26 protein-coding genes and 1 riboswitch are annotated in these 25,806 nt (G+C 72.1%); of the genes, 12 read left to right on the plus strand and 14 right to left on the minus strand.

The window, feature by feature from the left end:
* Positions 1–240 precede the first annotated feature (240 nt).
* Positions 241–750: an HNH endonuclease gene (locus FHS22_RS09310; RefSeq protein WP_184940141.1), complete on the plus strand. Its 510-nt coding sequence runs from the start codon at positions 241–243 to the stop codon at positions 748–750.
* A 105-nt stretch (positions 751–855) separates the two neighbouring features.
* The gene (locus tag FHS22_RS09315; RefSeq protein ID WP_184940143.1) at positions 856–1,062 is read left to right on the plus strand and encodes an FmdB family zinc ribbon protein; all 207 of its coding nucleotides are present in this window, start codon (positions 856–858) and stop codon (positions 1,060–1,062) included.
* Between the two features lie 39 nt (positions 1,063–1,101).
* Here the strand turns inward: FHS22_RS09315 and FHS22_RS09320 are convergent, their stop codons facing one another.
* The 3 genes from FHS22_RS09320 to FHS22_RS09330 all read right to left on the minus strand — a co-directional run bounded on the left by FHS22_RS09320 (position 1,102) and on the right by FHS22_RS09330 (position 4,646).
* Positions 1,102–1,587 carry a helix-turn-helix transcriptional regulator gene (locus tag FHS22_RS09320; protein ID WP_184940145.1) on the minus strand — a complete coding sequence of 162 codons (486 nt, stop codon included), beginning with the start codon at positions 1,585–1,587 and terminating at the stop codon, positions 1,102–1,104.
* 252 nt (positions 1,588–1,839) lie between these two features.
* The gene (ilvD, locus tag FHS22_RS09325) at positions 1,840–3,678 is read right to left on the minus strand and encodes a dihydroxy-acid dehydratase (RefSeq protein ID WP_184940147.1); all 1,839 of its coding nucleotides are present in this window, start codon (positions 3,676–3,678) and stop codon (positions 1,840–1,842) included.
* A gap of 170 nt (positions 3,679–3,848) precedes the next feature.
* Positions 3,849–4,646, minus strand: coding sequence for a nuclease-related domain-containing protein (locus FHS22_RS09330; protein WP_338047678.1), 798 nt, complete (start codon positions 4,644–4,646; stop codon positions 3,849–3,851).
* A gap of 248 nt (positions 4,647–4,894) precedes the next feature.
* Here FHS22_RS09330 and FHS22_RS09335 point away from each other — a divergent pair, with 248 nt between their 5' ends.
* Positions 4,895–6,316, plus strand: coding sequence for an amidase family protein (locus FHS22_RS09335; protein ID WP_184940150.1), 1,422 nt, complete (start codon positions 4,895–4,897; stop codon positions 6,314–6,316).
* A gap of 79 nt (positions 6,317–6,395) precedes the next feature.
* Here the strand turns inward: FHS22_RS09335 and FHS22_RS09340 are convergent, their stop codons facing one another.
* Both FHS22_RS09340 and pepN read right to left on the minus strand, forming a co-directional pair.
* The gene (locus FHS22_RS09340) at positions 6,396–7,352 is read right to left on the minus strand and encodes a hypothetical protein (RefSeq protein ID WP_184940152.1); all 957 of its coding nucleotides are present in this window, start codon (positions 7,350–7,352) and stop codon (positions 6,396–6,398) included.
* Positions 7,353–7,484: 132 nt separating this feature from the next.
* The gene (pepN, locus tag FHS22_RS09345) at positions 7,485–10,067 is read right to left on the minus strand and encodes an aminopeptidase N (RefSeq protein WP_184940153.1); all 2,583 of its coding nucleotides are present in this window, start codon (positions 10,065–10,067) and stop codon (positions 7,485–7,487) included.
* 232 nt (positions 10,068–10,299) lie between these two features.
* Here pepN and FHS22_RS09350 point away from each other — a divergent pair, with 232 nt between their 5' ends.
* The gene (locus FHS22_RS09350; RefSeq protein ID WP_184940155.1) at positions 10,300–10,920 is read left to right on the plus strand and encodes a mycothiol-dependent nitroreductase Rv2466c family protein; all 621 of its coding nucleotides are present in this window, start codon (positions 10,300–10,302) and stop codon (positions 10,918–10,920) included.
* A 238-nt stretch (positions 10,921–11,158) separates the two neighbouring features.
* Positions 11,159–12,568: an aldehyde dehydrogenase family protein gene (locus FHS22_RS09355; protein WP_184940156.1), complete on the plus strand. Its 1,410-nt coding sequence runs from the start codon at positions 11,159–11,161 to the stop codon at positions 12,566–12,568.
* A 51-nt stretch (positions 12,569–12,619) separates the two neighbouring features.
* Here the strand turns inward: FHS22_RS09355 and def are convergent, their stop codons facing one another.
* Positions 12,620–13,108 carry a peptide deformylase gene (gene def, locus FHS22_RS09360; RefSeq protein WP_184940158.1) on the minus strand — a complete coding sequence of 163 codons (489 nt, stop codon included), beginning with the start codon at positions 13,106–13,108 and terminating at the stop codon, positions 12,620–12,622.
* A 109-nt stretch (positions 13,109–13,217) separates the two neighbouring features.
* On the opposite strand from def, the gene FHS22_RS09365 reads away from it, so the two are divergent.
* Complete coding sequence (locus tag FHS22_RS09365; protein WP_184940160.1) at positions 13,218–13,685, plus strand: ribose-5-phosphate isomerase; 468 nt, start codon at positions 13,218–13,220, stop codon at positions 13,683–13,685.
* A 51-nt stretch (positions 13,686–13,736) separates the two neighbouring features.
* On the opposite strand, the gene FHS22_RS09370 is transcribed toward FHS22_RS09365, so the two are convergent.
* Together FHS22_RS09370 and FHS22_RS09375 are read right to left on the minus strand one after the other, a co-directional pair.
* Positions 13,737–13,892 carry a hypothetical protein gene (locus FHS22_RS09370; protein ID WP_184940162.1) on the minus strand — a complete coding sequence of 52 codons (156 nt, stop codon included), beginning with the start codon at positions 13,890–13,892 and terminating at the stop codon, positions 13,737–13,739.
* A gap of 69 nt (positions 13,893–13,961) precedes the next feature.
* Complete coding sequence (locus tag FHS22_RS09375) at positions 13,962–15,191, minus strand: GNAT family N-acetyltransferase (protein ID WP_184940164.1); 1,230 nt, start codon at positions 15,189–15,191, stop codon at positions 13,962–13,964.
* Positions 15,192–15,308: 117 nt separating this feature from the next.
* Here FHS22_RS09375 and FHS22_RS09380 point away from each other — a divergent pair, with 117 nt between their 5' ends.
* Positions 15,309–16,424, plus strand: coding sequence for a PP2C family protein-serine/threonine phosphatase (locus FHS22_RS09380; RefSeq protein ID WP_184940166.1), 1,116 nt, complete (start codon positions 15,309–15,311; stop codon positions 16,422–16,424).
* 210 nt (positions 16,425–16,634) lie between these two features.
* Positions 16,635–16,820, plus strand: a complete 186-nt coding sequence (locus FHS22_RS09385; protein WP_184940167.1) for a hypothetical protein — start codon at positions 16,635–16,637, stop codon at positions 16,818–16,820.
* Between the two features lie 295 nt (positions 16,821–17,115).
* Here the strand turns inward: FHS22_RS09385 and FHS22_RS09390 are convergent, their stop codons facing one another.
* Positions 17,116–17,721: a response regulator transcription factor gene (locus FHS22_RS09390; protein ID WP_184940169.1), complete on the minus strand. Its 606-nt coding sequence runs from the start codon at positions 17,719–17,721 to the stop codon at positions 17,116–17,118.
* Positions 17,722–18,076: 355 nt separating this feature from the next.
* Here FHS22_RS09390 and FHS22_RS09395 point away from each other — a divergent pair, with 355 nt between their 5' ends.
* Both FHS22_RS09395 and FHS22_RS09400 read left to right on the plus strand, forming a co-directional pair.
* Positions 18,077–19,366, plus strand: coding sequence for a M50 family metallopeptidase (locus tag FHS22_RS09395; RefSeq protein WP_338047679.1), 1,290 nt, complete (start codon positions 18,077–18,079; stop codon positions 19,364–19,366).
* Positions 19,367–19,416: 50 nt separating this feature from the next.
* Positions 19,417–19,980 carry a MarR family winged helix-turn-helix transcriptional regulator gene (locus tag FHS22_RS09400; RefSeq protein WP_338047680.1) on the plus strand — a complete coding sequence of 188 codons (564 nt, stop codon included), beginning with the start codon at positions 19,417–19,419 and terminating at the stop codon, positions 19,978–19,980.
* 74 nt (positions 19,981–20,054) lie between these two features.
* Here the strand turns inward: FHS22_RS09400 and FHS22_RS09405 are convergent, their stop codons facing one another.
* Positions 20,055–20,561: a DinB family protein gene (locus FHS22_RS09405; RefSeq protein ID WP_184940172.1), complete on the minus strand. Its 507-nt coding sequence runs from the start codon at positions 20,559–20,561 to the stop codon at positions 20,055–20,057.
* Positions 20,562–20,609: 48 nt separating this feature from the next.
* Here FHS22_RS09405 and FHS22_RS09410 point away from each other — a divergent pair, with 48 nt between their 5' ends.
* Together FHS22_RS09410 and FHS22_RS09415 are read left to right on the plus strand one after the other, a co-directional pair.
* Positions 20,610–20,966 carry an MmcQ/YjbR family DNA-binding protein gene (locus FHS22_RS09410; protein WP_184940174.1) on the plus strand — a complete coding sequence of 119 codons (357 nt, stop codon included), beginning with the start codon at positions 20,610–20,612 and terminating at the stop codon, positions 20,964–20,966.
* Between the two features lie 87 nt (positions 20,967–21,053).
* On the plus strand, positions 21,054–21,722 hold the full coding sequence (locus FHS22_RS09415; RefSeq protein ID WP_184940176.1) for a hypothetical protein: 669 nt from the start codon (positions 21,054–21,056) through the stop codon (positions 21,720–21,722).
* Between the two features lie 55 nt (positions 21,723–21,777).
* On the opposite strand, the gene FHS22_RS09420 is transcribed toward FHS22_RS09415, so the two are convergent.
* The 4 genes from FHS22_RS09420 to FHS22_RS09435 form a co-directional block, all read right to left on the minus strand.
* Complete coding sequence (locus FHS22_RS09420; RefSeq protein ID WP_184940178.1) at positions 21,778–22,518, minus strand: CHAP domain-containing protein; 741 nt, start codon at positions 22,516–22,518, stop codon at positions 21,778–21,780.
* A gap of 187 nt (positions 22,519–22,705) precedes the next feature.
* A complete protein-coding gene (locus FHS22_RS09425; protein WP_184940180.1) occupies positions 22,706–23,683 on the minus strand; it encodes a coiled-coil domain-containing protein in 978 nt (325 codons plus the stop codon).
* A 3-nt stretch (positions 23,684–23,686) separates the two neighbouring features.
* Positions 23,687–23,821: riboswitch (cyclic di-AMP (ydaO/yuaA leader) on the minus strand.
* A gap of 72 nt (positions 23,822–23,893) precedes the next feature.
* The gene (gene galT, locus FHS22_RS09430; protein WP_184940182.1) at positions 23,894–24,973 is read right to left on the minus strand and encodes a galactose-1-phosphate uridylyltransferase; all 1,080 of its coding nucleotides are present in this window, start codon (positions 24,971–24,973) and stop codon (positions 23,894–23,896) included.
* Positions 24,970–25,770: a DeoR/GlpR family DNA-binding transcription regulator gene (locus tag FHS22_RS09435; protein ID WP_184940184.1), complete on the minus strand. Its 801-nt coding sequence runs from the start codon at positions 25,768–25,770 to the stop codon at positions 24,970–24,972. The genes galT and FHS22_RS09435 overlap by 4 nt, the downstream gene beginning before the upstream one ends.
* Positions 25,771–25,806 lie beyond the last annotated feature (36 nt).

Raw genomic sequence — 25,806 nt, forward strand, 5'->3', positions numbered from 1 at the left:
AAGAACCGGTAATGGGGGAATAAAGCACACCAGGAGTCCCACCAGTCATTTATGGGTGGCGGGCACGCCGACACAGCAGCCAAACTTGGTCCAGGACGGTGCCGTGGTGAACCATCCGCTGGGCCGTCCGGCGGAGGTCATCGTGACGGAATCGACCGGGTCCCAGGAGGGGCCGCAAATCGGGGCACGCAAGACCGTGCCCCCTGTCCGGACGCGCCGTGTGCCGGGAAAGGCACGCTGATGCGTCAAGTCCTGCTGCTCAACGCCACCTACGAACCCCTGACCACCCTCTCCCTGCACCGGGCCGTCGTGCTCGTGCTCAGGGAGAAGGCCGACGTCGTCCACCGCGACGGGCGGGGCGCCGTGCTCCGCTCGGCCAGCCGCACGCTCGACGTGCCGTCGGTGATCAGGCTTCGCCGCTATGTCCGTATCCCCTACCGGTCGCGGATCCCGCTGACCAGGACCGCCCTGATGCGCCGGGACGACTACCGGTGCGCCTACTGCGGCCAGCGGGCCGAGACCATCGACCACGTGATCCCCCGTTCGCGCGGCGGAGCCCACACGTGGGAGAACTGCGTGGCCTCGTGCACCACGTGCAACCACCGCAAGGCCGACCGGCTCCTGGAGGAGCTGGGGTGGACGCTGAACGTGGCCCCGGTGGTGCCGCGGGGCGTGCACTGGCGGCTGATCGGCGCGCACATCGTCGGCGACCCCCAGTGGGCGCCCTACCTGGCGGAGAACGCGGCCTGACGCCGCGGGGCGGCCGGGCACCCGCTCGGGTGCCCGGCCGCCCGCGTTCTCGCGGCGCCATGCGGGCGTTCGTACGGCGCCGGCCCGAGTGGGTACTCTGTGGCCATGCCTCGCTACGACTTCCGCTGCCGCGCCTGCGGCTCCACCTTCGAGCTGTCGCGCCCGATGGCGCGGTCCGACGAGCCGGCGGCATGCCCCGCCGGACACGACGACACCGTCCGGCTGCTGTCCACGGTCGCCGTGACGGGAGGCGCCGCAGCCCCCCGCCCCGCCGGCGGCGGGGGCTGCTGCGGGGGAGGCTGCTGCGGCTGACCCCGCATCGGACGCCGCCGGCTCCGGCGGCCCGGTGCGTTATGCCGCGCGCTTGCCCTGGAAGGGCAGGAAGCCCTCGGGCCGGTGCGGGCGGGCGGGGACGAACGTGGGTTCGGTGGCGATGATCCGGTCGAACCGGAAGGCGCGGATCGCGCCGCGCATGCGGCACATGCCGACGAGATACCAGTGCTCGCGGTGGACCATGCAGGTCACCGGGTCGACGTCGCGGACGGTGACCCGGCCGGAGACGTCGCGGTAGTGCAGGCGGATCACGAGCCGGGAGGTGATGGCGCTCGCGATGGTCCTTGCCCGGTCGGCGACCGGGGCGGGCAGCGGGGCGGTCAGGGTGGCGAGGGTGGCGGCCACGACGTCGTCTCCGAGCTCCAGGTGCTCGAAGGCGTGGCGGAGACCGTGCCGGGCGGCGTCGGCCTGGGGGCCCGAACCCAGATGGGCGAGGGAGAGGGCGAGGGCGGCGATCTCGGCGGTCGTCAGGGGGCTGGTGGGGGACTTCACGACGTTTGCCATGCTTCAAGAATAGGTCCCGGCACCGACATTTTTCGAACAGAGATGCCGGGTTCTCTGGACTGTAGCCTCCTGGCGACATACCACGACATTTGCGTACGAAAAGCCGGAACGGGCACCTCCGGCCGCCCGCCGTACCGGCGCCGCCGGGTGCAGGGGCCGCCGCGGCGGACGAGCGGTCATGCCCGGGGACGGGTCGCCCGTGCCGGGGACACCCGGCACGGGCGAGAGGCGATGCGGGGCCGCCCCGGAGGCCTACCGGGAGAGCTGGGACAGGTCGCGGGAGGCGCCGGTGGAGGCGGAGGTGGTCAGCGCGGCGTAGGCCTGGAGCGCGGCGGTCACCGGACGGTGGCGGTCGCGCGGACGGTAGCCGCCCAGGTCGGCCAGGACCCTCTCCCTGCGGGCGGCCAGCTCGGCCTCCGCCACCCTCAGCTCGATCGAGCGGCCCGGGATGTCGATCTCGATGAGGTCGCCGTCCTCGACCAGGGCGATGGTGCCGCCCTCGGCCGCCTCCGGGGAGGCGTGGCCGATGGACAGGCCGCTCGTGCCGCCGGAGAAGCGGCCGTCGGTGATCAGGGCGCAGGCCTTGCCCAGGCCCTTGCCCTTCAGGAACGAGGTCGGGTAGAGCATCTCCTGCATGCCCGGCCCGCCCTTGGGCCCCTCGTAGCGGATGACGACGACGTCGCCCTCCTTGACCCGGTTGTTCAGGATGCCCTCGACGGCGTCCTCCTGGGACTCGAAGACCACGGCCGGCCCGGAGAACCGCCAGATCGACTCGTCCACCCCGGCGGTCTTGACGATGCACCCCTCCACGGCGATGTTGCCGTAGAGCACGGCCAGGCCGCCGTCACGGGTGTAGGCGTGCTCCATGTCGCGGATGCAGCCGCCCTCGCGGTCGAGGTCGAGGGAGTCCCAGCGGGCGTCCTGGGAGTAGGGCTTGACGGTGCGGACGTTGCCGGGGGCGGCGTGCCACAGCTCGACCGCCTCGGGCAGCGCCTTCGGCGAGCGCACGTCCCAGGCGTCGAGGTAGTCGCCCAGCGTGCCGCCGTTGACGGTGTTGACGTCCCGGTGGAGCAGGCCGCCCCGGTCGAGCTCGCCGAGGATGGCCGGGATGCCGCCCGCGCGGTGCACGTCCTCGACGTGGTACTTGTCGGTGGCGGGGGCGACCTTGCTCAGGCACGGCACCCGGAGCGAGATCTCGTTGATCTCCTTGAGGCCGAAGTCGACCCCGGCCTCGCGGGCCGCGGCGAGGATGTGCAGGATCGTGTTGGTCGAGCCGCCCATCGCCACGTCCAGCGCCATGGCGTTCTCGAACGCCTCCTTGGTGGCGATGGCGCGCGGCAGCACGCTGGAGTCGTCCTGCTCGTAGTAGCGGCGGGTGATCTCCACCAGCTGCCGCCCGGCGTCCTGGAACAACTTCTTGCGGGCCTTGTGGGCGGCGAGGATCGTGCCGTTTCCGGGCAGTGCCAGGCCGATGGCCTCGGCCAGGCAGTTCATGGAGTTGGCGGTGAACATGCCGCTGCACGAGCCGCAGGTCGGGCAGGCGTTCTCCTCCAGCTCCAGCAGCTCCTCGTCGGAGACGCTGTCGTCGGCGGAGGCGATCATCGGGTCGATCAGGTCGAGCTTCCTGCCGGGCGTCTTGCCGGCCTCCATCGGCCCGCCGGAGACGAAGACCGTGGGGATGTTGAGCCGGAAGGCCGCCAGGAGCATGCCGGGAGTGATCTTGTCGCAGTTGGAGACGCAGATCAGCGCGTCGGCGCAGTGGGCGTTCACCATGTACTCGACCGCGTCGGCGATCAGCTCGCGGCTCGGCAGGGAGTAGAGCATGCCGCCGTGGCCCATCGCGATGCCGTCGTCCACCGCGATCGTGTTGAACTCGCGCGGGATCGCGCCCGCCTCGCGGATCGCCCCGGCGACGACGTCGCCGACCTCGCGCAGGTGGACGTGGCCGGGGACGAACTGGGTGAAGCTGTTGGCCACCGCGATGATCGGTTTGCCGAAGTCACCGCCGGCTACGCCCGTCGCCCGGAGCAGGGCCCGGGCTCCGGCCATGTTCCTGCCGTGAGTGACCGTACGAGACCTGAGGGCGGGCATGACGCTTCTCCCATCATCGACACTGAGTCTTCAAATGGTACGTCCAGCGCCCGGCTGGTGAGACCCGGCGTCCACTCGGCGGACGCCGGTCCGGCGGGCGCGGAGATCCCGGGCATGAGGACGCCCGGCGGCGGAGCCACCGGGCGCGGGGAGGGGGCGCGGGGAGGGGGTCAGTGCTTGGACGGGACCTGCTGGGCCCTGCGGGAGGGCCGGGAGGGGCGCGAGGGCGCGTCCTGCGCGGCGGGCTCGGGATAACGCGCGGGCAGGACCCGCTCGGCGATCTCGTAGATCCGGCCGATCTCGGCGTCGGTGAGCGACCGCTCCCGCTTGGTGATCCATCTGCGGACGTGGCCGCCGTCGAAGACGTCGACCCCCCGGACGTTGAGGACCTTCCACGGGACGGGCGGCCCGTAGATCGCCAGGGACGGGATGATGACGATCTCGCGGCCGAGCGCCTGGCCGATCAGCTCGGCGGCCCGGTCGGCCTCCCACTGGGCCTCGTCGAGCCGGACCTTCTGCGAGAACGGGCCGTGGAACAACTTGCGGTGCGACATGGCGCGCACCGGGAGCCGCCGGTCCCACTTCTCGGAGTCGACGGCGTAGACCCCGGTGGGGCCGATGACCAGGTGGTCGATCTGGGCCTCGCTGTCCGGGATCGCCCGCGCGTGCAGGGTGCGGTAGCCCCTGCGCTCCAGGCCCTTCAGCTGGGCCTCCGTGCGCCGTTCCGCGACCGAGGCGCGCCGCCAGGCGGGCACCGTCGAGTGCGAGCGGGCGCGCAGCACCGTGTCGGCGATGGCGGCGGCGACCGCGGCGGTGACGCCCGCACGCCAGCTGAGCAGCAGGAAGCCCGCGGCCACCCCCACGACGACCGCGATCAGCGCGCGGCGCACCAGCGGGCGGTAACGGGGATGCCTGAGCAGGCTCAGCAGGGAGACCCGCTCGACGGGCGCGTACGTAGACGCGGGCACGGCCGGACGAGCCGCCGGCCTCTTGTCGGTCGGGCCCTCGCCGGCCCAAATCGGTGACGTAGTGTTACCGTCTTCTGGCACCTGACCGGAATCCACGTGACTCACCGTAGCTGACCTTCAAACGGGGTGCCTAGTACTCCACAACTCACACTTTTGTGACCGCCGTCGTCCGCATGGCAGCGCGGGGAAGCGGGTATCTATACATATCTCTCTAGATAACCCTGCCGACTCCGCCTACTGTGCGGGACGTGGCCCACATACATGATCTTACCGCTCTCGAGCAGGCGGCGGCCGTACGCCGCAGGGAGATCTCGCCGGTCGAGATCGCCGAGCACTACCTCGACCGCATCGCGCGGCTCGACCCCCGGGTCGGCGCCTACGTGACCGTCACCCCCGAGCTGGCCCTGGAGCAGGCGCACAAGGCCGAGGCCAGGGTGCTCGCGGGGGAGGACACCCCGCCGCTCCTCGGGGTGCCCGTCCCGATCAAGGACCTCAACCTGGTCAAGGACGTGCCGATCCACTTCGGCTCGGCGGTCTACGACGACTTCGTCGCCCCGGTGGACGACAGCGTGGTGGAGCGGCTCAGGGAGGCCGGGACGGTCATGCTCGGCAAGACGGCCACGCCCGAGTTCGGGATGCCCTGCTACACCGAGACCTCCGTCTCCCCGCCCACCCGGACGCCGTGGGACCTGTCCCGCTCGGCCGGCGGGTCCAGCGGCGGGGCCGCCGCCGCGGTCGCCGCGGGGCTGGCGCCCGCCGCGCAGGGCAGCGACGGGGCGGGTTCGATCCGCATCCCCGCCTCGGTCTGCGGGCTGTACGGCATCAAGCCCACCCGGGGCCGGATCAGCTTCGCCCCGATCATCCCCGACCTGGCGGGCCTGTCGACCAACGGTCCGCTGGCCAGGACCGTCGCCGACGCCGCCGCGCTGCTGGACGCGATGGCCCACGGCAATCCGGGCGACCTCTACCACGCGCCGCCGCCGGAGCTGGGCTCGTTCGCCGCCCACGTCGGCCGGGACCCGGGCCGGCTGCGGATCGCCCGCTACGCCGAGCCGCCGGTCCCCGGCGCGGTGGTGGACCCCGAGGTGCTGGCCGCCTACGAGCACGCCTCGGCGGAGCTGGCCGCCCTCGGCCACGAGGTGGTCGACATCGCGCCGCCGTTCTCGGCCGACCTGGTACCGCAGTTCGTCACGCTCTGGTACGCCTTCTCCTGCATGCACCCGGTGGACCTCACCAAGCAGGACCGGCTCCGCCCGCTGACGGCCTGGCTGCGCGAGCGCGGCTACGCCACCCCGGCGCCCGACTTCCTCCAGGCGCAGTCGGCGCTCCAGCTCGCCACCCGGTTCGGCCTGATGGTCACCGACGAGTACGACGCGGTGCTCACCCCGACCGTCACCGCCCCGCCCCGGCCGGTGGGCTGGTTCGAGGAGGGCGGGGACCCGGAGGAGACCTTCGAGCGGATGAAGCGGTTCGCCGCCTTCCCCGCCATCTACAACGTCAGCGGCCAGCCGGCGGTCAACCTCCCGCTGCACTGGACGGCCGAGGGACTGCCGGTCGGGGTCATGCTGGCCGGGCGGTTCGGCGACGAGGCCACGCTGATCGCGGTCTCCGCGCAGCTCGAGGCGGCCAGGGGCGGTTTCTGGGGGGACCTGCGGCCGTCGGTCTGGTGATCGGGCGCCGGTCCCGGCCCGTCCGGGAGCGCGGGAGCGCCTCCCGCCGCGGTCCCTGCGGGCAGGGCCGCGGCGGCCTTCAGCCCGTCCGGGCGCGCAGGAGCGTCTCCAGATGGGCGGCGATGTCGGCCAGCAGGGTCGAGGGGGCCACCGGGGCGGCGGAGACCGCGGAGAACAGGCTGGGCAGGCCCGGCAGCGGGAAGCCGTCCTCCTCGGTGGCGGCCCTGCCCACCTCGGTCTTGCCCAGGACGAGCCGGCTGCGCTGCCAGGCGTCGAGGACCTCCTCGGGGGAGGGCACGCCGAAGCCGTGTCCCACCGGGGCCGCGTGGCGCAGCCGTACCAGCGGGGTGTCGGCGAAGGCCAGCGCCACCCGGGAGCGCAGCGCCAGGTCGTCGCGGCGGTCCGGGGCCACCCAGTCCATCGCGGCGCACGGGTTGCGGCAGTCGGCGACGCAGGTGGCGAGCGCCCCGGCGACCTGGCTGTGCTGCCGGTCGAAGTAGGCCCGCCAGCCCTCGGCCGGTTCCCCGGCGACCCTGAGGGTCCGGTTGGCGGCGGACTGCTCGGGTTTGGTGTGGTCGCACTCGCGGTCGCCGATCACGCCGAACCTGCTGCCCGGAGCGGTGAGCCCGGCGGGCCAGCGGGCCGGGTCGCCCGCGTGGCCGAGCGCGGGCTCGAAGGCGAGCAGCGGGAGGTACTCGCTGGCGATGTGCAGGGCGGCGACCATGGGGCTGAGCTCGCGCCGGTGCCAGCGGACCTCGATCACCTCCAGCAGCAGCCCGTAGGCGGGGCGCAGCGACTCCAGCGCGCCGCGGGGCTGCTCCCTGGGGGTCTGGGGCATGGTGCACGCGCGGGCGCGCCGCCGCAGCGCGGGCGGCACCTGGCGGGCCTCGACCGCGAAGTCCTCGGCGTCGAGGGAGAGCAGCCGCTGGCCGAACTCGCAGACCGCCTCGATCTCGGGGTCGTCGGCGAGTGCCTCCAGGTCGGCGAAGGCGTGCCGTCTGGCGAGTGTGACGAGCACGTCCTGTACCGAGTGCATCAGCGGACGACCTCACGTTTCCCGCGGGCGATCGCCCGGCGATAGGGCGGCGCCCCCGCCGTCGTGTACGGCGGGGGCGGCGCGTGGACGGGGCCGGGGCGGGCGCCCGGTTTCCTCAGAGGGCCAGGACGCTCAGGCGGCGGCGTCCTTGGCCCGGGCGCGCAGCGCGCGGCGCACGCCGTCGGCGCCTTCCAGGAGCAGGCGCCTGAGCGCCTGCGGCGGCTCGCCCTCCTCGATGAGCCGCTCGGTCCGGGCGACGGTCTCGGGGGAGACGGCCAGGGCCGGGTAGCAGCCGATCGCGAAGTTCTGGGCGCTGTCGAAGGTCCAGGACTCCCAGATGCGGCCGATCTCGGCGTGGTACCGCTCGGCGTAGGGCTCCAGCAGCTCCGGGTGGCGGGGGTCCATGAAGCCGGGGATCGTCGAGCGGAGCAGCGCGCCGCTCAGCTTGCCCTCGGTCATCGTGGCCCAGGCGGCCGCCTTGCCCTCGGCGGTGGGGATCGCGGCCCGGGCCGTAGCGGCCGAGCGCTCGCCGGTGGCGGTGGGGTCGCGCAGCAACTCGGCGGCGATGTCCTCCTCGCCGAGCACGCCGCCTGCGACCAGCGCCTGGGTCAGCGTCCAGCGGAGGTCGGCGTCGACGGTCAGCCCGTCGAGCACCGCCGTACCGTCCAGCAGGCCCTTCAGGAGCGCCAGGTCCTCGCTGGAGGAGGCCACCGCGGTCAGGGCGTTGACGTAGGCGAGCTGGTGGTCCGAGCCGGGCTCGGCGGCCTCGGCGAGCGAGCGCAGCGAGGCGGCCAGCAGGGCCAGGCCCTCGGCGCGCCAGGCGGGGTCGGCGTACTGCTGCACGGCCAGGCGGGCCTGGCGCAGCACGGTCTGGGCGACCGTGATGTCGGTGACCGACGCGATGCCGGAGGTGACCAGCGCCACGTAGTCGCGGGTGGCCATCTCGGCGTCGCGGGTCATGTCCCAGGCGGCGGACCAGCACAGCGCGCGCGGCAGCGACGCCGGGGCCCCCGGGGAGTCGGCGAACTTCGCGATGCCGCCCTCGACCAGGGTCCGCAGCGAGCGCTCGTCGAGCCGGATCTTGGCGTAGGTCAGGTCGTCGTCGTTGATCAGGACCAGGTCGGGCTGGACCTCGCCGACCAGCTCGGCCACGGCCGTACGGGCGCCGACCACGTCGAGCTCGACCCGCCTGACCCGGACGAGGGCGTCGCCGGAGAGCGAGTAGAGGCCGATGGCGACGCGGTGCGAGCGCAGCGTCGGGTAGTCGGCCGGGGCCTCCTGCAGCACCTCGAAGCGGGTGAAGCGGCCCTCGGCGTCGACCTCGAAGGCCGGGCGCAGGGTGTTGACCCAGGAGGTCTCCAGCCACTCCTTCGACCAGGACGACAGGTCGCGGCCGCTGGTCCGCTCCAGCGCCTCCAGCAGGTCCTTCAGCTCGGTGTTGCCCCAGGCGTGCTCGGTGAAGTAGGCGCGCACGCCCGCCAGGAAGTTGTCCAGGCCCACGTAGGCGACGAGCTGCTTGAGGACCGAGGCGCCCTTGGCGTAGGTGATGCCGTCGAAGTTGACCTCGACCGCGTGCATGTCGACGATGTCGGCGGCGATCGGGTGGGTGGAGGGCAGCTGGTCCTGGCGGTAGGCCCAGGCCTTCTCCACGTTGGCGAAGGTCGTCCAGGCGCCCTGGCCCCAGCGGGTGGCCTCGGCCTGGCAGAGCACCGAGGCGTAGGTCGCGAACGACTCGTTCAGCCACAGGTCGTCCCACCAGCGCATGGTGACCAGGTCGCCGAACCACATGTGCGCCATCTCGTGCAGGATCGTCTCGGCGCGGCGCTCGATGACGGCGTCGGTGACGCGGGAGCGGAAGACGTAGTCCTCCAGGAAGGTCACGCAGCCGGCGTTCTCCATCGCGCCGGCGTTGAACTCCGGCACGAACAGCTGGTCGTACTTGCCGAACGGGTAGCGGACGCCGAAGACCTCGTGGAAGAAGTCGAAGCCCTGCCGGGTGACCTCGAAGATGTTGTCCGGGTCGAGGTGCTCGGCGAGCGAGGCGCGGCAGTAGATCCCCAGCGGGATGCCGTCGTGCTCGGAGGTCACCTTGTGGTACGGCCCGGCGCACAGGGCGGTGATGTAGGTCGACATCACCGGCGTCGGCGGGAAGTGCCAGCGCTTGGCGTCCTGCAGCGCCCCGTGCTTGCCGCGGTGCCCTTCCAGCTCCTCGACCCCGTCGGGGGCCGCGTTGGAGACGACCTCCCAGTAGGAGGGCGCGAGCACGGTCAGCTCGAAGGTCGCCTTCAGGTCGGGCTGGTCGAAGCAGGCGTACATCCGGTGGGCGTCGGCCGTCTCGAACTGGCTGTGCAGGTAGACGCTCTTGTCGACCGGGTCGACGAAGCGGTGCAGGCCCTCGCCGGTGCGCATGTAGGAGCAGTCGGCGTCGATCCGCAGCTCGTTGTCCTCGGCCAGACCGGGCAGCGGGAGCCGCCCGGTCTCCGGGTCGTAGGCGGTCACATCCAGCTCGGCGCCGTTCAGGACGGCCTTGCGCACCTTGGCGCCGGCCAGGTCGATGAACGTCTCCGCGCCCGCCCGGGTGCTGGTGAAGCGGACCGTGGTGATGCTCTCGAAGCGCTCTTCACCCTCGGTCAGATCGAGCTCCACCGCATACGACTGCACGCTGAGCAGCCGTGCGCGCTCGCGGGCCTCGTCACGGGTCAGATTGCCTGCCACTACCGCTCCCTCGTCACGACTTCCTCCGCTCCGTTGCGAAGGGCTGCCTGAATCCTGCCACGTGTGACAGGAGATCGCCGCCCGGGAGAACCGGTGGCCTGACGATCACCACATAGGAGGATGAAGTCGACTGTCAAGGCAATAATCCCTCTCCTGGAATAGGGAGCCTTCCCCGCCGGGTTGTTGCTATGCGGAATATCTGCCGTCGAAGAAGTGATGAGGAAGCCGAGCGATGAGCGACCGCACACCCGTCGATCTCTGGTTCGACCCCTTCTGCCCGTTCGCCTGGATGACCTCCCGCTGGCTGCTGGAGGTGGAGAAGGTCCGGCCGATCGAGCCGCGCTGGCACATCATGAGCCTGAACATCCTCAACGAGGACAAGGACGTTCCCGAGTCCTACCGCGAGATGATCGCCAAGGCCATCGGCCCGGTCCGCGTGGTCGCCGCCGTCCAGGAGAAGTACGACTCCGAGACGGTCGGCCGCCTCTACACCGAGCTCGGCCTCCGCTTCCACAACCAGGGCAGGGTCAAGCGGCTCGACACGCTCCGGGAGACCGTCGAGGAGGCGCTGGAGGCGGCCGGGCTGGACCGCGTGTTCGCCGACGCGATGGACTCGGAGGAGTACGACGGGGTGCTGCGCGCCTCGCACGAGGACGGCATCAACCGGGTCGGCCAGGAGGTCGGCACCCCGGTGATCGCCGTGGACGGCGTCGCCTTCTTCGGCCCCGTCATCTCGCCGGCGCCCAAGGGCGAGGAGGCCGGCCGGCTCTGGGACGGCGTGCGGCTGGTCGCCGGGATCGACGGCTTCTTCGAGCTCAAGCGCTCCCGCACCCGGCCGCCGATCTTCGACTGAGCGGTGCGGCCCCGTGGCGGGATGTCGCCCCCCGCCACGGGGCCGATCCGGATATTACGAGTTTTTAAGGATCCCAAGCTTGGCCTCCCTTCTGGGGTGCTTCGTCGTACCCTTCCGGTGAAGGCGGCCGAACGCCCGCCGGGGCGAGGGGCTCCATTCACCCTGCGTGACGAAACGAACACTCGGGGTAATCTCCAAGACTCTCGCCTTCTCACGCTTCGCGCGCAAGGATGAGGGCATGCGTCACCTTTACCTGAACGGAGCCTGGCAGGCGTCGGCGTCGGGCGAGACCATCGACGTGGTGAACCCTGCGACCGAGGAGCTGATCGACCGGGTGCCCGCGGGCTCGCCCGCCGACGTCGAGGCCGCCGTGGCGGCGGCCCGGGCCGCTCTTCCCCTGTGGTCCGGTACGGCCCCCGCCGAGCGGGGCAAGCTCCTGGCCGCCGCGGCCGAACTGATCAGGGAGCGCTCCGACCAGATCGCCAGGATCATCGCCACCGACATGGGCGCGCCGTACGGCCTGGCGCTGAAGGTGCAGACGCTGATGCCGGCCGGGGTGCTGGCCTCCTACGCGAGCCTGGCCGAGTCCTACGACTTCGACACCAGGCGGATCGGGAACTCCTGGATCCTGCGGGAGCCGGTCGGCGTGGTCGGCGCCATCACGCCGTGGAACTACCCGCTCCACCAGATCGTGTGCAAGGTCGGGCCGGCGCTCGCCGCGGGCTGCACGGTCGTGCTCAAGCCCAGCGAGGTGGCGCCGCTGGCGGCCTTCGCGCTGGCCGGCGTCTTCGACGAGGTCGGCCTGCCCCCCGGCGTGTTCAACATGGTGAGCGGCACCGGACCGGTGATCGGCGAGGCCGTCGCCACCCACCCCGGCGTGGACATGGTCTCCTTCACCGGCTCCACCCGGGCGGGCCGCCGGGTCGCCTCGCTCGCCGCCGAGACGGTCAAGCGGGTGGCGCTGGAGCTCGGCGGCAAGTCGGCCAGCGTGGTCCTCCCCGACGCCGACCTGACGGCGGCGGTCAAGGTGACCGTGGCCAACGCCTTCCTCAACTCCGGCCAGACCTGCTCCGCCTGGACCCGCATGATCGTCCACCGGGACCAGTACGACGACGCCGTCGCCCTCGCCGTCCAGGCCGCGCGGAAGTACACCGTCGGCGACCCCTTCGACGAGGGCACCAGGCTCGGCCCGCTGGTCTCCGCCGCCCAGCGCGACCGGGTCGTGCGCTACATCAACCGGGGCCAGGAGGAGGGCGCCCGGCTCGTCGCAGGCGGGACCGACCGCCCGCTGGAGCGGGGCTTCTACGTGGAGCCCACGGTCTTCGCGGGGGTCGAGCCGGGCATGGTGATCGAGCAGGAGGAGATCTTCGGCCCGGTCCTGGCGATCATCCCCTACACCCGGGGCGACGACGAGGCCGTCTCCATCGCCAACGGCACGCCGTACGGCCTGGCGGGCGCGGTGTGGGCCGGCAGCGAGAACCGGGCGGTCTCCGTCGCCCGGCGCCTGCACACCGGCCAGGTGGCGATCAACGGCGGCCAGTTCAATCCGCTGGCGCCCTTCGGCGGGTACAAGCAGTCGGGCATCGGGCGGGAGATGGGCGAGTTCGGCCTGGAGGAGTATCTGGAGACCAAGTCGCTCCAGCTGTGACCGGTCCCGGCGGGCGGCCCGGTCCCGGCCCGCAAGCGGGCCGGGAGGTGCTCAGGGCGCCTGCAGCAGGACCTTGCGCGCGGCGTCCTTGGCCAGCCGGTCGACGTAGAGCATGCCGTCCAGGTGGTCGGCCTCGTGCTGGAAGCAGCGGGCGAGCAGACCGCGGGCCCTGACCCGCACCGGGCGGCCCAGCCGGTCGAGGCCGCTGACCGTCACCCCGGCGGCCCGGGGGGTCCTCGCGTAGAGCGGCTTGCCGGTCTCGCGGCCGGGGACCGACAGGCAGCCCTCCTCGTCGAGGACCTCGGCGGCGTCGTCGACGGTCAGCTCGGGGTTGATCACGTGCCCCTTGCGGTTGCTGCAGTCGTAGACGAACAACCGCTTGGAGACTCCGATCTGCGGGCCGGCCAGGCCCACGCCCTCCGCGGCGTACATCGCGGCGAACATCTCGTCGATCAGGCGGCGCAGGTCGCGGTCGAACTCCGTGACCGGCTCGGCGGGCGTGCGCAGGACCGGATCCCCGATCACTCGGATGTCACGCATGTGGGGGCTCCCTCAGGTAAGGGGGGTAAGGGCTCAGATGGCAGAGCGGTTATTACTCTAGCCGGGGGCGGGCGTCGGGCCGCCCACCCGCACCTGCGAAACTGGGCGGGTGCGTGTCTACATCGGTGCCGACCATGCCGGCTATGAGTTCAAGAACCACCTCGTCTCCTGGCTGAAGGAGCACGGCCACGAGGTGACGGACTGCGGTCCGTTCGTCTACGACGCCGAGGACGACTACCCGCCGTTCGTGCTGCGCGCGGCGGAGGGCGTCGCGAACGACCCGGGCAGCCTCGGGGTCGTCATCGGCGGCTCGGGCAACGGCGAGCAGATCGCGGCCAACAAGGTGCGCGGCGTCCGCGCGGCGCTCGCCTGGAGCGAGGACACCGCCAAGCTCGCCCGCGAGCACAACGACGCCAACGTGATCAGCGTGGGCGCGCGGATGCACCCGCAGGAGGAGGCGACCAGGTTCGTCGAGCTCTTCCTCGCCACGGCGTACTCGGGAGCCGACCGGCACAGCCGCCGCATCGCCCAGCTCGGCGCGTACGAGACCACGGGCGAGCTCCCGCCGCTTCCGTAGGAACCCGGCCCGTCCGGGCCCCGCGCCCCGTCCGGCGGCGGGGCCCGGGGCCTACCTGTCGCGGCCGCGGTGCGGCTGGTCCCTGCGCGGCGTCTCGTCGCGCAGAGGCCGCCGGTCCGCGGCCTCCTGCTGCTCGCGCGAGGGCCGGGACACGTCCCGGGCCCGCATCGCGGTGAGCGCGGTGATCTGCAAACTCTGCAGTGCCATGGCGCCACGATAACCCGCGGGACCGCCCCCGCGCGGGACCGGCGGGGGCGGTCAGAGGATCAGGTCCGCTCAGAAGATCAGGCCCGCGCAGGGGGCCGGGTCCCACGCCATCGCGGCCGACAGCTCCCGTACGGCTCCCGCCCGGGCCTCGCGCACCACGCCGGCGGCCTGGAGGGCCGCGAGCGGGCGGCCGCCGAGATAGGCCGCGCCCAGCACGCTCACCGGGAGCACGAGGTCGGCGGCGTCGTCGACCGGCGTGCACCGGGCACCCGAAACGTCGGCCGAGAGCCGCCAGCGGCGGGCGTTCCACGGGCAGACCGCGTCCTCGACCTCGATCACCACGTCGACCGGCGCCGAGTAGCGGCGCGCGGGGAGGGCGCGCTCGACGTCCACCACGCGGACCCACAGGTCGTCCAGCCAGCCCGCGTTGAGCTGCCTGGCGTCGGCCAGCAGATGGATCAGGGGATCGTCGGCGGGACGGTTCCAGGCCTTGATCCGCGAGACCAGGTCGCGGTCGAGCAGGTGCCGCCAGAGCAGGGCGTAGGCGGCGGGGTCGAGGCCGAAGACCTCCTTCAGCCGCAGCTCCCCGTCGGGGAGGTTGTTCCCGGTCCAGTCCGCCTTGATCCGGAACAGCGCGTAGCCGCGCGGGCCGCCGTCGTCCTCGGCGACGACGGCGCGCAGCGGCCCGGCGCCGCCCTGGTCGGCCTCGTGGTCGCCGAGCACCCCGTCCCAGCGCGCGGGCGTGCGGGCGTAGAGGCCGGGGCGGCTGCCGAGCGCGGCGTCGAAGACCTTCTCGAAGACCTCCCGGGCCTCGGCGGGCCTGACGATCCGCAGGCGCAGGGAGGGGTCGGCCGGGGCGTGCGGCACGAAGGCCCCGCCGCTCCTGGGAATGTCGAAGGTCATGGTGTCGGCGGCCCTGCCGTACCCGAACCGCCCGTAGATCACGGCTTCGGAGGCGTAGAGCGCGGCGACCGCCTCGCCCCGCTCGTGCAGGTCGGCCAGCTGACGGGTCATCAGGGCGGTGAGCACGCCCCGGCGGCGGTGGGAGGGGAGCACGCCGACCGCCGTGACGCCGCCGACCGGGATCGGGCCGCCGGGCACCGTCATGGTGAAGCTGAACACCGCGGTGGCGCCCACCAGCAGGTCGCCGTCGTACGCGCCCAGGGAGCGCTCGAACTCGGTGTTCTCCTTGAACCGCTCCTCGCGGTGCGGCGGGATGGGAGCGCCGAACGCCTCTTCGTCGACCGCGATCCAGTCGGACCAGTCGCCCTCGGTCATCGGGCGCAGGGTGAGACTCATTTTTCCTACAGTAGGCGCGGCAAACCGGCCCGGCCATCCAATATCCGTCCTTAATGATCTAGGTGTTGGTCAAGTGGGCTGCCCAAAGCGGTGGCCTACCGCTACAGTCGGCGCATCATGAGTTCCCGTCCGGTGCCGTTGATCCCTCCAGGGCTCCGCGCGTTCCTGGTGCGGGTCCCCTTCCTGGTGCCCGCGGTGCGGTTCCTCCGCCGCGGGCCGCTGGCCCGGGACCGCAACCTGCTCATCACGCTGATCGTGCTGAGCCTGGTGCTGGGCGTCCTGGCCGCCAAGGTCTCGGCCGAGTGGTTCTCGCCCGCGCTCATGATCCCGATCATCCTCGTCGGCGGCCTCCAGCTCCGGCTGCGCAGCCTCGGCAAGCTGCTGTGCGCGATCGCGGCCGCCCTCGGCTACGTGGGCCTCGCCGGAGGGGCCGGGACCATCGGCCCGGGGCTGCTGGCCGCCTTCGGCTTCACCTCCGTGCTGGCCGCGGTGATGGCCCGCACCCGGGGCAAGCTCGGCGTGCAGGGGCTCCGCGGCGACGTGATGCTGCTGGAGCTGCGCGAGCGGCTCAAGAAGCAGAGCGAGCTGCCGCCGCTGCCCAAGGACTGGGGCTCCAAGGTGGTGCTCAAGCAGGCCGGGGGCTCCTCCTTCGGGGGCGACTTCCTGGTCTCCTCGCGCGACGGCGACACGGTGGAGCTCGCCCTGGTCGACGTCTCCGGCAAGGGCGTCGACGCGGGCACCCGCGCGCTGATGCTGTCGGGGACCTTCGGCGGCCTGCTCGGCTCGGTGCGCGACTTCCTGCCCGCCTGCAACGCCTACCTGCACCGCCAGCGCGAGGCCGAGGGCTTCGTCACGGCCGTCCACGTCCGGCTCAACCTCGTCACGGGCGAGTACGTGATCACCTCGGCCGGGCACCCGCCGGTGGTCGCGTTCGAGGCGGGCACGGGCACCTGGCGGGTCTCCCCGGCCAAGGGCGTGGTCCTGGGCGTCGTGCCGGACCTGCACTGCGAGCCCGACCAGGGCACGCTCCGCAAGGGCGACGCGCTCATGCTCTACACCGACGGGCTGATCGAGCAGCCCGGGCGCGACATCGACGCCGGCCTGGACCGCCTGCTGGGCGAGGCCGAGCGGCTGCTGCCCTCCGGTTTCTCGGGCGGGGCCCGCAACCTGGTCACCTCCATGTCGTCAGGACACAACGACGACTGCGCGCTGATCCTCATCTGGCGTCCCTGACGGGCGTCGCACAGGGTGCGCGATCGCATGCGGACCGTGACGAATCACATGGGTGTGATCGTGGATCTGGTCACTGGCGAGCGTGGGGACGGCCTGAGATTCTCGTAGCAGTTGTCCAGGCGAGTGCCGAAGACCCCGGTGGGAAGACCCTGAGGCTCAGCGTGAGATCCGGGATTCCCCTGGGAGCGGGGTGAAAGGGAACGCGATATCGTGGATCAACGCCATGACCCCTGCCATCTGGTGGAGTGCGGAGAGTTCCGCCCGGGCGAACTGCCCAAGCGCGTCCCCGGTGAGACGAAGAGGCGCATCGACCTGATCGACTCCCTGCCGGGAGGGGCGGGCCTCGCAGAGCCGTACGGCTGGGCGGGCCGGCCCGACCTGCCCGCCTCCGCCTAGCGGCCGGCCGGGGCAGGCTCCGTGCCCGTAGCGGGCCCGGTCACGGCGGATGCGGGCACGTTGCAGGCGGGAGTGCCGCGGATGGTGCGAGCACTGAAGATTCCGGGCCACGGGGAACGGCGCGGTTGTTCCGGGGTCCGGAATCTTCAGTACTCGCACCGACCGCAGCCGGTGTCACCTCTCGCCATACTCTTGCACGACCCGGAGCCCCGGGCGGTGCGTTCGTCGATATCGAAGTTTTCGGGCGCTGTGTTCCCCCGCGGTCCCCGCCGCGGCCGGTGTCACGGCAGGGCGGTCACAACCAGCCCGCGTCGGAGGCGATGCGTACGGCGTCGAGCCGGTTCCGGGCCCCGGTCTTGCACATGATCCGGGACAGGTGGTTGCGGACCGTGCCCACGGAGAGGAAGAGCTCCTCGGCGATCTCGCCGGACCTCGCACCCTGCGCGGCCTGCCGGAGCACGTCCAGCTCCCTGCGGGTCAGCGGGTTCTCCACCGACTCCAGGGCCGCCACCGCGAGGTCGGAGTCGACCGCCCGGTGGCCTGCGGCCACCCGGCGGACGCTCTCGGCGATCTCCTCCGGCCCCGTCTCCAGGCTCACGAATCCGAGCGCGTGAACGGCGAAGGCCCGGCGGACCTGACCGGGGGTCGGCCGCCGCGACAGGATGAGGACCCTGCAGCCGGGTGCCCTCTCGTGCAGCCGGAGCGCCGTGGAGAACCCGTCGGAGCCGGGAAGGTCCAGGCCGATGATGGCCGCGTCCGGCCCGTGCCGCAGTGCGGCGGAGACGACGTCCTCGCCGTCGCCGAGGTCGGCCACCACCTTCAGGTCGGCCTCGCCGCCCAGTGACGTCACGAGGCCGAGGCGGACCAGGGGCAGGTGCTCGGCAACCAGAATCCCAATCAAAACGCTCCCTCCGCCCTGATGCGCTGCGAAGCGGTCATCCCGCCGCGTCACGGAGACCGTCCGACTGCGCCGCAAAGTGACCGGACGATCGCCGACCGTCAACAAAGTGTCCCCATTCGGCAAAGCCGATGCAAGCCGCTCCGCCGATCACTCCGCGATCGGCCGCCGCGGGCACGGTGGTCGGTCTGGTGACCGGCATGACGACCGGTGCGGTGGTGGGTGCGGTGGTGGGCGGACGGGTGCCCCGTCCGGGCGCCCGTCCGCGGGCAGGCCGGGAGGTCGGGGCGTCGGCTAGTCTCTTATGGGGAATCGCCGACGAATCCATGACCGGGGGGAACCTGTGGACTGGCCTTTCGTGATCGGGGTCGTTGTCTTCCTCGTGGGGCTGATGGCCTCGATCGCGTTGCACGAGATCGGCCACCTGGTGCCGGCGAAGCGGTTCGGCATCAGGGTCACGCAGTACATGGTGGGATTCGGCCCGACCATGTGGTCGCGGCGCAGGGGCGAGACCGAGTACGGCGTGAAGTGGATCCCGCTCGGCGGCTACATCCGGATGATCGGAATGCTCCCGCCCCGGCCCACCGACGCGCCCGGCACGGTGCGCTCGGTCTCCACCGGGCCGTGGCAGGGCCTGATCGAGAGCGCCAGGGAGGTCGCGCTCGAAGAGGTCCGCCCCGGGGACGAGGACCGGGTCTTCTACCGCAAGCCCTGGTGGCAGAAGGTCATCGTCATGAGCGGCGGCCCCGCGATGAACTTCGTGCTGGCCTTCGTCCTGTTCGCGATCGTGCTGATGGGCTTCGGGATCCCGGTGCTCACCTCGCAGATCTCCGCGGTCCCCGCATGCGTGAAGACGACCGCCGAGTACGCCGAGAACCCCACGTGCACCTCCGCCGACAAGGCCAGTCCCGCCGCCGCGGCGGGCCTGCGCCCCGGCGACGTCATCGTCGCGGTGGACGGCAGGCCCACCGCCACCTGGGACGCGGCGACGCGGGCCATCCGCGGCAGCGGCGCCGGACCGGTCGAGATCGGCATCGAGCGCGCCGGGCAGCGGCTGGCGGTGACCGCCACCCTCATCGACCAGGAGCGCGAGTCGCTCGACGAGCCGGGCACGATGGAGCGGGTCGGCTATCTCGGGGTCAGCCCCACCCAGGTGATCGAGCAGCAGAGCCTCGGCGCCGTGGTCGCGCACATGGGAGACCTCACCTCCAGGACCGCCGCGGCGCTGCTCCGGTTCCCCGAGAAGATGGTCGGCGTCTGGAACGCGGCCTTCTCCGGCGAGGAGCGCGACAAGGACGGTCCCATCGGAGTCATCGGCGTCAGCCGGATCGGCGGAGAGATCGCGGCCTCCGACGCCCCGCTGGAGAACAAGATCAGCATCTTCGTCAGCCTGCTGGGCAGCTTCAACCTGGCCATCGGCATGTTCAACCTGATCCCGCTGCTCCCGCTGGACGGCGGCCACATCGCGGGCGGTCTCTGGGAGGGCGTCAAGCGCGGCTTCGCCCGCGTCACCCGCAGGCCCGAGCCCGCCCACGTGGACATCGCCAAGGTCCTCCCGCTGACCTACGCCCTGGCCTTCACGATGATCATCATGGCCGGCCTGCTGATGTACGCCGACCTGGTCAACCCGGTCCGCCTGGCCGGCTGACCGGCCTGCGGGTACGGCGCGCACACCGCACCCGCCGATAGGGTTGGCCCGTGGACGACGGGATGCCCGGGGCGGCGATCGACGTGGCGCTGTTCCGGCTGCGCCGGATCTGGTCGCGGCCTCTGCGCGCGCGCAGGACCGAGCGGTCGCCGCGCTCGGTCCAGATGTCGAACGTGATGGTCGTGCACGCCGTGCACAAGCTGAGCCTGGACGTCCCCGAGGTGACCGTGGGCGCCGTCGCCGAGCAGCTCGACGTGGACCCCTCGACCGCGAGCAGGCTGGTCAACGACGCGATCGCCGCCGGGCTCGTCGAGCGTGAGGCCTCCGAGGTCGACGCCAGGCGGGCCCGGCTGGTGCTGAGCGAGCCGGGCGGCCGGGTGCTGGACGTCGTGGCCCGCTACCGGCGCTCCTACCTCGACGGCCTGATGGCCGACTGGGACCGGGCCGAGCGGGAGGTCTTCGCCCGGCTGCTCGCCCGCTTCGCGGAGGCGGCCACGGCCCGTCCGGTGGACCTCTCCGTCCTCGACGGCCTCATCGCGGAGGCGCTGGAGAGCGCAGGGCCGCGCCGGGGCGGGGAACCGCCGGAGAGCGCCGGGTTCGCGGAGACCGGGTAGGCCCCGGCCGGCGGGGCGGGCGGCGCGCTCCGGAGTCCCGCGCAGAGCCGGGGCGGACCTCCCGGGACGGGCCTCTACTCGCCGGTGGCGCCGTCGACCAACTGGCGGATGATGTCGGCGTGGCCGTTGTGCCGGGCGTACTCCTCGATCATGTGGACGAGGATCCAGCGGAGCGAGACGTCCTCGCCCCGGCGCCGGGTCTTGCCGACGGTGTCCAGCGGCAGCCCGGCGGCGACCTCGCGGGCGTACTCGATCTGCGCCCGCCAGGTGGCGAACGCCTCCTCGGCCGAGGCGGTGTCGACGTTGTCGAAGTCGCCGTCGGGGTCCTGCTCGGTCCAGTAGATGCCGGAGGCGTCCTCGCCGCTCAGGATGTTGCGGAACCAGTGGCGCTCCACCTCGGCCAGGTGGCGGACCAGGCCGAGCAGGGAGAGCGTGGACGGCGCGGCGGAGCGCAGGCGCAGCTGCTCCTCCGACAGGCCCGCGCACTTGACGGCGAGGGTCTCCCGGTGCCAGTCCAGCCAGTTGTTCAGCATGGAGGCTTCGTCGGCGATGAAGGGGGGGTTCACCCGGTTGTCGGTCATGGGAGCTCATCCTGTCCCGGTGCCCGACCGCTGTCATATCGTTTTCCCGTGACCGAAGACCCGCTCGGGACGCTGCGGAGGCTCTGCCTGGCGCTCCCCGAGACCACGGAACGCCTCAGCCACGGCGAGCCGACCTGGTTCGTCCGCGGCCGGAAGACCTTCGTGATGTTCGCCGACCACCACCACGACGACCGGCTCGCCTTCTGGTGCGCGGCCCCGCCGGGCACCCAGGAGGCGCTGGTCGCCCAGGATCCCGCGCACTACTTCCGCCCGCCGTACGTCGGCCACCGCGGCTGGCTCGGCGTCTACCTGGACGTCGCGGTGGACTGGGCCGAGATCGCCGAGCTCGTCACCGACGCCTACCGCGCGGTCGCGCCCAAGACCCTGGTCGCCCGCCTGGAGTAGTCCCGCACCGCCGTGCCGTGATGCCGGCCGGTGCGCGCGGGAGCGGCCCGGCGGGAACCCCGCGGGCCCGGACGGTGTACCCGTGGCATGAGAAGAATCCTGCTGATCATTACGATCGCCGTTTCCGCGCTGGCCGTGGCGGCGCCGGCGCGGGCGGGCGGCTGGGCCGTCACCCTCATGGACCCCGCCCCGGCGGCGATGCGGCCGGACACGACCTACACGCTCGGGTTCTGGATGCTCCAGCACGGCACGCATCCCTACGAGGGCGACGATCTCGGCGAGGTCGCCCTGGAGTTCGGCGACGGCAAGACGACCGTGCGCTTCTCCGGCGTGGAGCTGAAGGAGCCGGCCCACTACGCGGCGGCGATCTCCCTGCCGGCCGGGACCTGGAAGGTGAGGGCGATCCAGGGCTGGTTCGCGCCCTACGAGGTCGGCACCCTCACGGTGCCGGGGGACCTGGAGATCGCTCCGCTCCCCGCCGACCTCAAGCAGGCCATCGAGAGCCAGACGGACCGAAGGGACCACTGGAAGGAGATCCGCCCGCCGGGCATCCCCGCCGGCGCGCTCCCGGCCGATCCCGCCCTCACCCCCGCTCCCGCCGCGACGACCGCCCCGGCCGCGGGGGCGCTGGGCGAGACGACCACGGTCGCGGTCATGGAGCCGGAGTCCGGGTGGCGCCCGCCGTACACGGCCGTCGCCGTGGTCCTGGGGGCCGCCGCCCTGGGGGCGCTGGTCTACCGCCTGCGGCGGCGCTGACCGTCCACCGGCCCCGACGCTTCACATGGCCCCGACGCTTCACGGCCCCGGTCCTTCAGGGGCTCTGGGCCGCGCGTGCGGCCGGGGCGGCGGGCCGGGGCGCCCCGGCGGCCGGGTACTCGGGGTAGCCGTAGCCGACGACGTCGGAGCCGGGCCGCACGCGCCGCTCGACCCTGCCGTTGTCGGTGTTCCCCTCGACCGTGGTGATCGTGCCGTCGCCGTTGTCCCGCTTGACCAGGCCGACATGGTCGATCTTGTAGATGCCGTCGCCGTCGTCCGCGTCGAGGTCGAAGAAGGCGACGGCCCCGGGCCTGGCGGCACCGCCCCAGCGCTCGTCGTCCTGGAACCAGCCGGCCCAGGCGACGGCGTAGGCGTCGGAGCCGAAGGTGGACTCCAGCCCGACCTGCTCGCCCACCCAGGAGACGAACATCGCGCACCACGGGGCGTTGGTGTACTTCTCCACGATCCCGCCGTCGCGGGCCAGGGTCTCCTGGGCCCGGTCCGAGGCCATGTACCAGGTGTGGAACTTGGTGCCGCCGCCGCTGACGTTCTCCGCGACGCCGATCTGGCCCTCGGCCACCTTCAGCACGTCCGCCGCGGTCATCACCCCCGTGCGGACCGGCCTGCCGGCCGACGCGGGCGGGGCGGCGGAGGCGGCGGTACCGTCCTGCCCGGAACCGGCGGTCAGGAGGGCGGGGGCGCCGAGGGAGAGCGCGCACGTGGCGAAGACCACGCCGGCGGCGGCGCGTAGCAGATGGGAGGGGAGAAGCGGGCGGGGAACGCGGTGCTCGGTCATGGCAGGATCTCCTCCATGTCTCCTGCGGGCGCCGTCCGGCAGGCTATATGTCCCTCTTTTTTGCTATATGTCCATATCCGTGGGTCAGTCTAACATCCGGCGGTGAGAAAAGATCATGAACCGGTGCCGTCCTCCTCGCCGCGCAGGCGCGGGGGCGGGGCAGGTCGCCCGGGGGCGTCCGGATGGTTCAGAGCATCGAGATGTGCACGTGGTCGTAGTGGTTGGCGGTGACCCCGCCGCGGTCTGACATGAAGCGCCATCCCGAGCCGTGGTTGATGCGCTGCCGCCAGATCACGTACTTGACGCCCAGTTTGTTCCTGTTCTTGATCGCCCAGGCGGCGATCTCGTCGCCGAGCCGCACTCCGGTGGCGGACGGCATCGCACCGCCCGAGCTCATCATGAAGTCGCAGGCGCGGCCGAGCGGATGCTCGCCGAAGGTGTCGTAGCGGTAGCAGCCGACCACGTGGGTCAGGTCGAAGCGCCGCTTGATGGTCTCGCGCATGTTCCGGGTGCGGTCGGTGATGTTGTCGACGCCGTTGGGCAGCTGCGGGACCCAGCTGCCGTCGGAGCGGCGGCCCGAGCCCAGGGGGACGAGCTGGTCGAGCTTCTTCTTGATGTCCTTGATCAGCTCCTCGGCGTCCCGGCGCCGGTCCTCGACCTCGTCCGCCTCCTCGCGGATCTCCTCGATGAGCTCGGCGGCCCTGGTCGCGGCCTGCTCCCGGCGCTTGCGGCTCTGGGCGAAGCCCTCCAGGTAGGCGCTCTGCTGGGCGGTCAGCTGCTCCATCACGGCCGCGCCGCTCATGTCGCCGCCGGAGAACAGCAGCGCCGAGGGCAGGCCCCCGGAGTTGCTCTGGTAGCTGAGCTGGACGATGGAGTCGACCTCGCTCTTGGCCTCGTCGTAGGTCTTCTCGGCCTTGCGCAGGTTCGCCTTGGCGACGTCCTCGGCCTTCTGCGCCTTCTTGAGGGACTCGCGCTTGGCCGCGTACTCCTCGATGAGCGCGTCGACCTTCTTGTTCAGCCCGGCCAGCTCCTTCCTGAGCTCGGCCTCGGTGGGCTTGGGCGCCGCGCTGCCCGCGGTGGGCAGGGTGAGGGTGAATCCGAGTGCCGAGACCAGGCAGGCGCTGACGACCGCATGCCGGCGGAACGTGGGGGACGCAGCCGCCACGAACTCTCCTCTCCTTCTGCCGGCCGGGTTAGCTGACGGGTTCGGGCCGGAGCAGCCCTTCCACCGGAGTGGTTCACCCCAATTGCGGTGGTTCCCCGACTCTCGGGCAAGGTGCCCGAGATTAGGCATATCTGCTGATGAAGCCGATGCGTGAAGGATAGTAGAGGTAAAGCAATGGTCATGCGACTTCAAGCCGATACAAAGTAGTGATCAGCTTGTGACGACGGAGCGCAGAAGCCGCGCCGCCTCCTCCGGCAGGACGTCGTTCACGAAGGCACCCATGGCCGACTCCGACCCGGCGAGGTACTTCAGCTTGTCCGCGGCCCGCCGGATGCTGAACAGCTCCAGGTGCGCGTAGGACAGATCCCGGCCGGTGCTGACCGGGGCCTGGTGCCAGGCCGCGACGTACGGCATCGCCACGCCGAACAACCCGTCCAGCCGGCGCAGGACGTCGGTGTAGAGGGGGCCGAAGGCCGCCCGCTCGGCCGGCTCCAGCCCGCCCAGGTCGGGCACCCGGCGGTGCGGGTAGAGGTGGACCTCGTACGGCCAGCGGGCCGCGGCGGGAACGAAGGCCGTCCAGTGCTCGTTGGCGGCGACCACCCGCACGCCCGCCTCCCGTTCGGCGGCCAGCACGTCGGCGAAGAGGTTGCCCCCGGTCCGCTCCCGGTGGCGCTCGGCTGCGGCGAGGGTGAGCCGGGTGCGCGGGGTCACGTACGGGTAGGCGTAGATCTGGCCGTGCGGATGGGCCAGCGTGATCCCGATCTCGGCGCCCCGGTTCTCGAAGCAGAACACCTGCTCCACGCCCGGGATCGCCGACAGCTCCGCCGTACGGTCGATCCAGGCCTCCATGACCAGCTCGACCCTCTCGGGAGAGAGGGAGGAGAAGGAGGAGTCGTGGTCGGAGGTGAAGCAGACCACCTCGCAGCGGCCCGCGCCCGGGCGGACCTCGCTGAGCCCGCCCGCCTGCCCGTACTCCCCGGATCGGGCGGAGAACGACGGGAACCGGTTCTCGAAGACGACCACGTCGTAGTCGGGAGAGGGGATCTCGGTGAGCCGGCCGGGCCCGGAGGGGCAGAGCGGGCACTCCGCGGCGGACGGCAGGAAGGTCCGGCCCTGCCGGTGCCCGGCGATCGCGATCCACTCCTCGGTGAGCGGGTCGTAGCGCAGCTCGGAGGCGTCCGGGCGGGGCGGCAGCTCGCGTGCGTCGGGCACGTCGCGGTCGGCGTCGTCGCGCCGGTCGAAGTAGATCAGCTCCCGGCCGTCCGCCAGGCGGGTGACCGTGCGCTTCATCGCTCCGCCACCCGGCCCTCCGGCTGCGGCTCGGCGATGAGCAGTTCGCCCACCCGGCCGGAGAGCTCCTCGCGGGCCTCCTCGGGCAGGCCGGAGTCGCTGATCACGATGTGGGCCTCCGACAGTGCGGCGATGGTGCTGATCCCGACGGTGTCCCACTTGCTGTGGTCGGCGGGGACGACCAGGCGGTGGGCGGAGGCGACGAGCGCCCGGTTGGTCTCGGCCTCGAGCAGGTTGGGAGTGGTGAACCCGGCGCGGGCGCTCATCCCGTGCACGCCGAGGAAGAGGGTGTCCACGTGCAGCCCCCGGACCGCCGCCACGGCGACCGGGCCGACCAGCGCGTCGGAGGGGGTCCGCACGCCGCCGGTCAGCACGACCGTGCGGTCGGCGCGGGGGGAGCGGTGGAAGACGTCGGCGATCCGGATCGAGTTGGTGATGACCGTCAGCTCCGGCACGTCGGTGACGAGGTGGGCCAGAGTCCAGGTCGTCGTCCCGGCGGAGAGCGCGATGGCCGTGCCGGGCCGGACGAGCAGGGCCGCCTGCCGGGCGATCGCCTCCTTCTCCGCCTGCTGGCGGGCCGACTTGGCGGTGAACCCGGGCTCCTCGGTCGAGCCGGCGCCGGCGGCGGTGGCACCGCCGTGGACCTTCTCCAGCAGGCCGCGTTCGGCGAGGACCTCCAGATCCCGGCGGATCGTCATGTCGGAGACGCCGAGCTCGCGGACGAGATCGGCGACCCGCGCCCCGCCGGAGCTGCGCACCCGCTCCAGAATCGCCTGCTGCCGCTGTTGGGCCAGCATCCATCACTCCTTAATCAAACATCTTCCTTCAAATTA

It is taken from the genome of Thiemannella venezuelensis, from assembly GCF_014203605.1.
Taxonomy (GTDB): Bacteria; Actinomycetota; Actinomycetes; order Streptosporangiales; family Streptosporangiaceae; genus Planomonospora_A; species Planomonospora_A venezuelensis.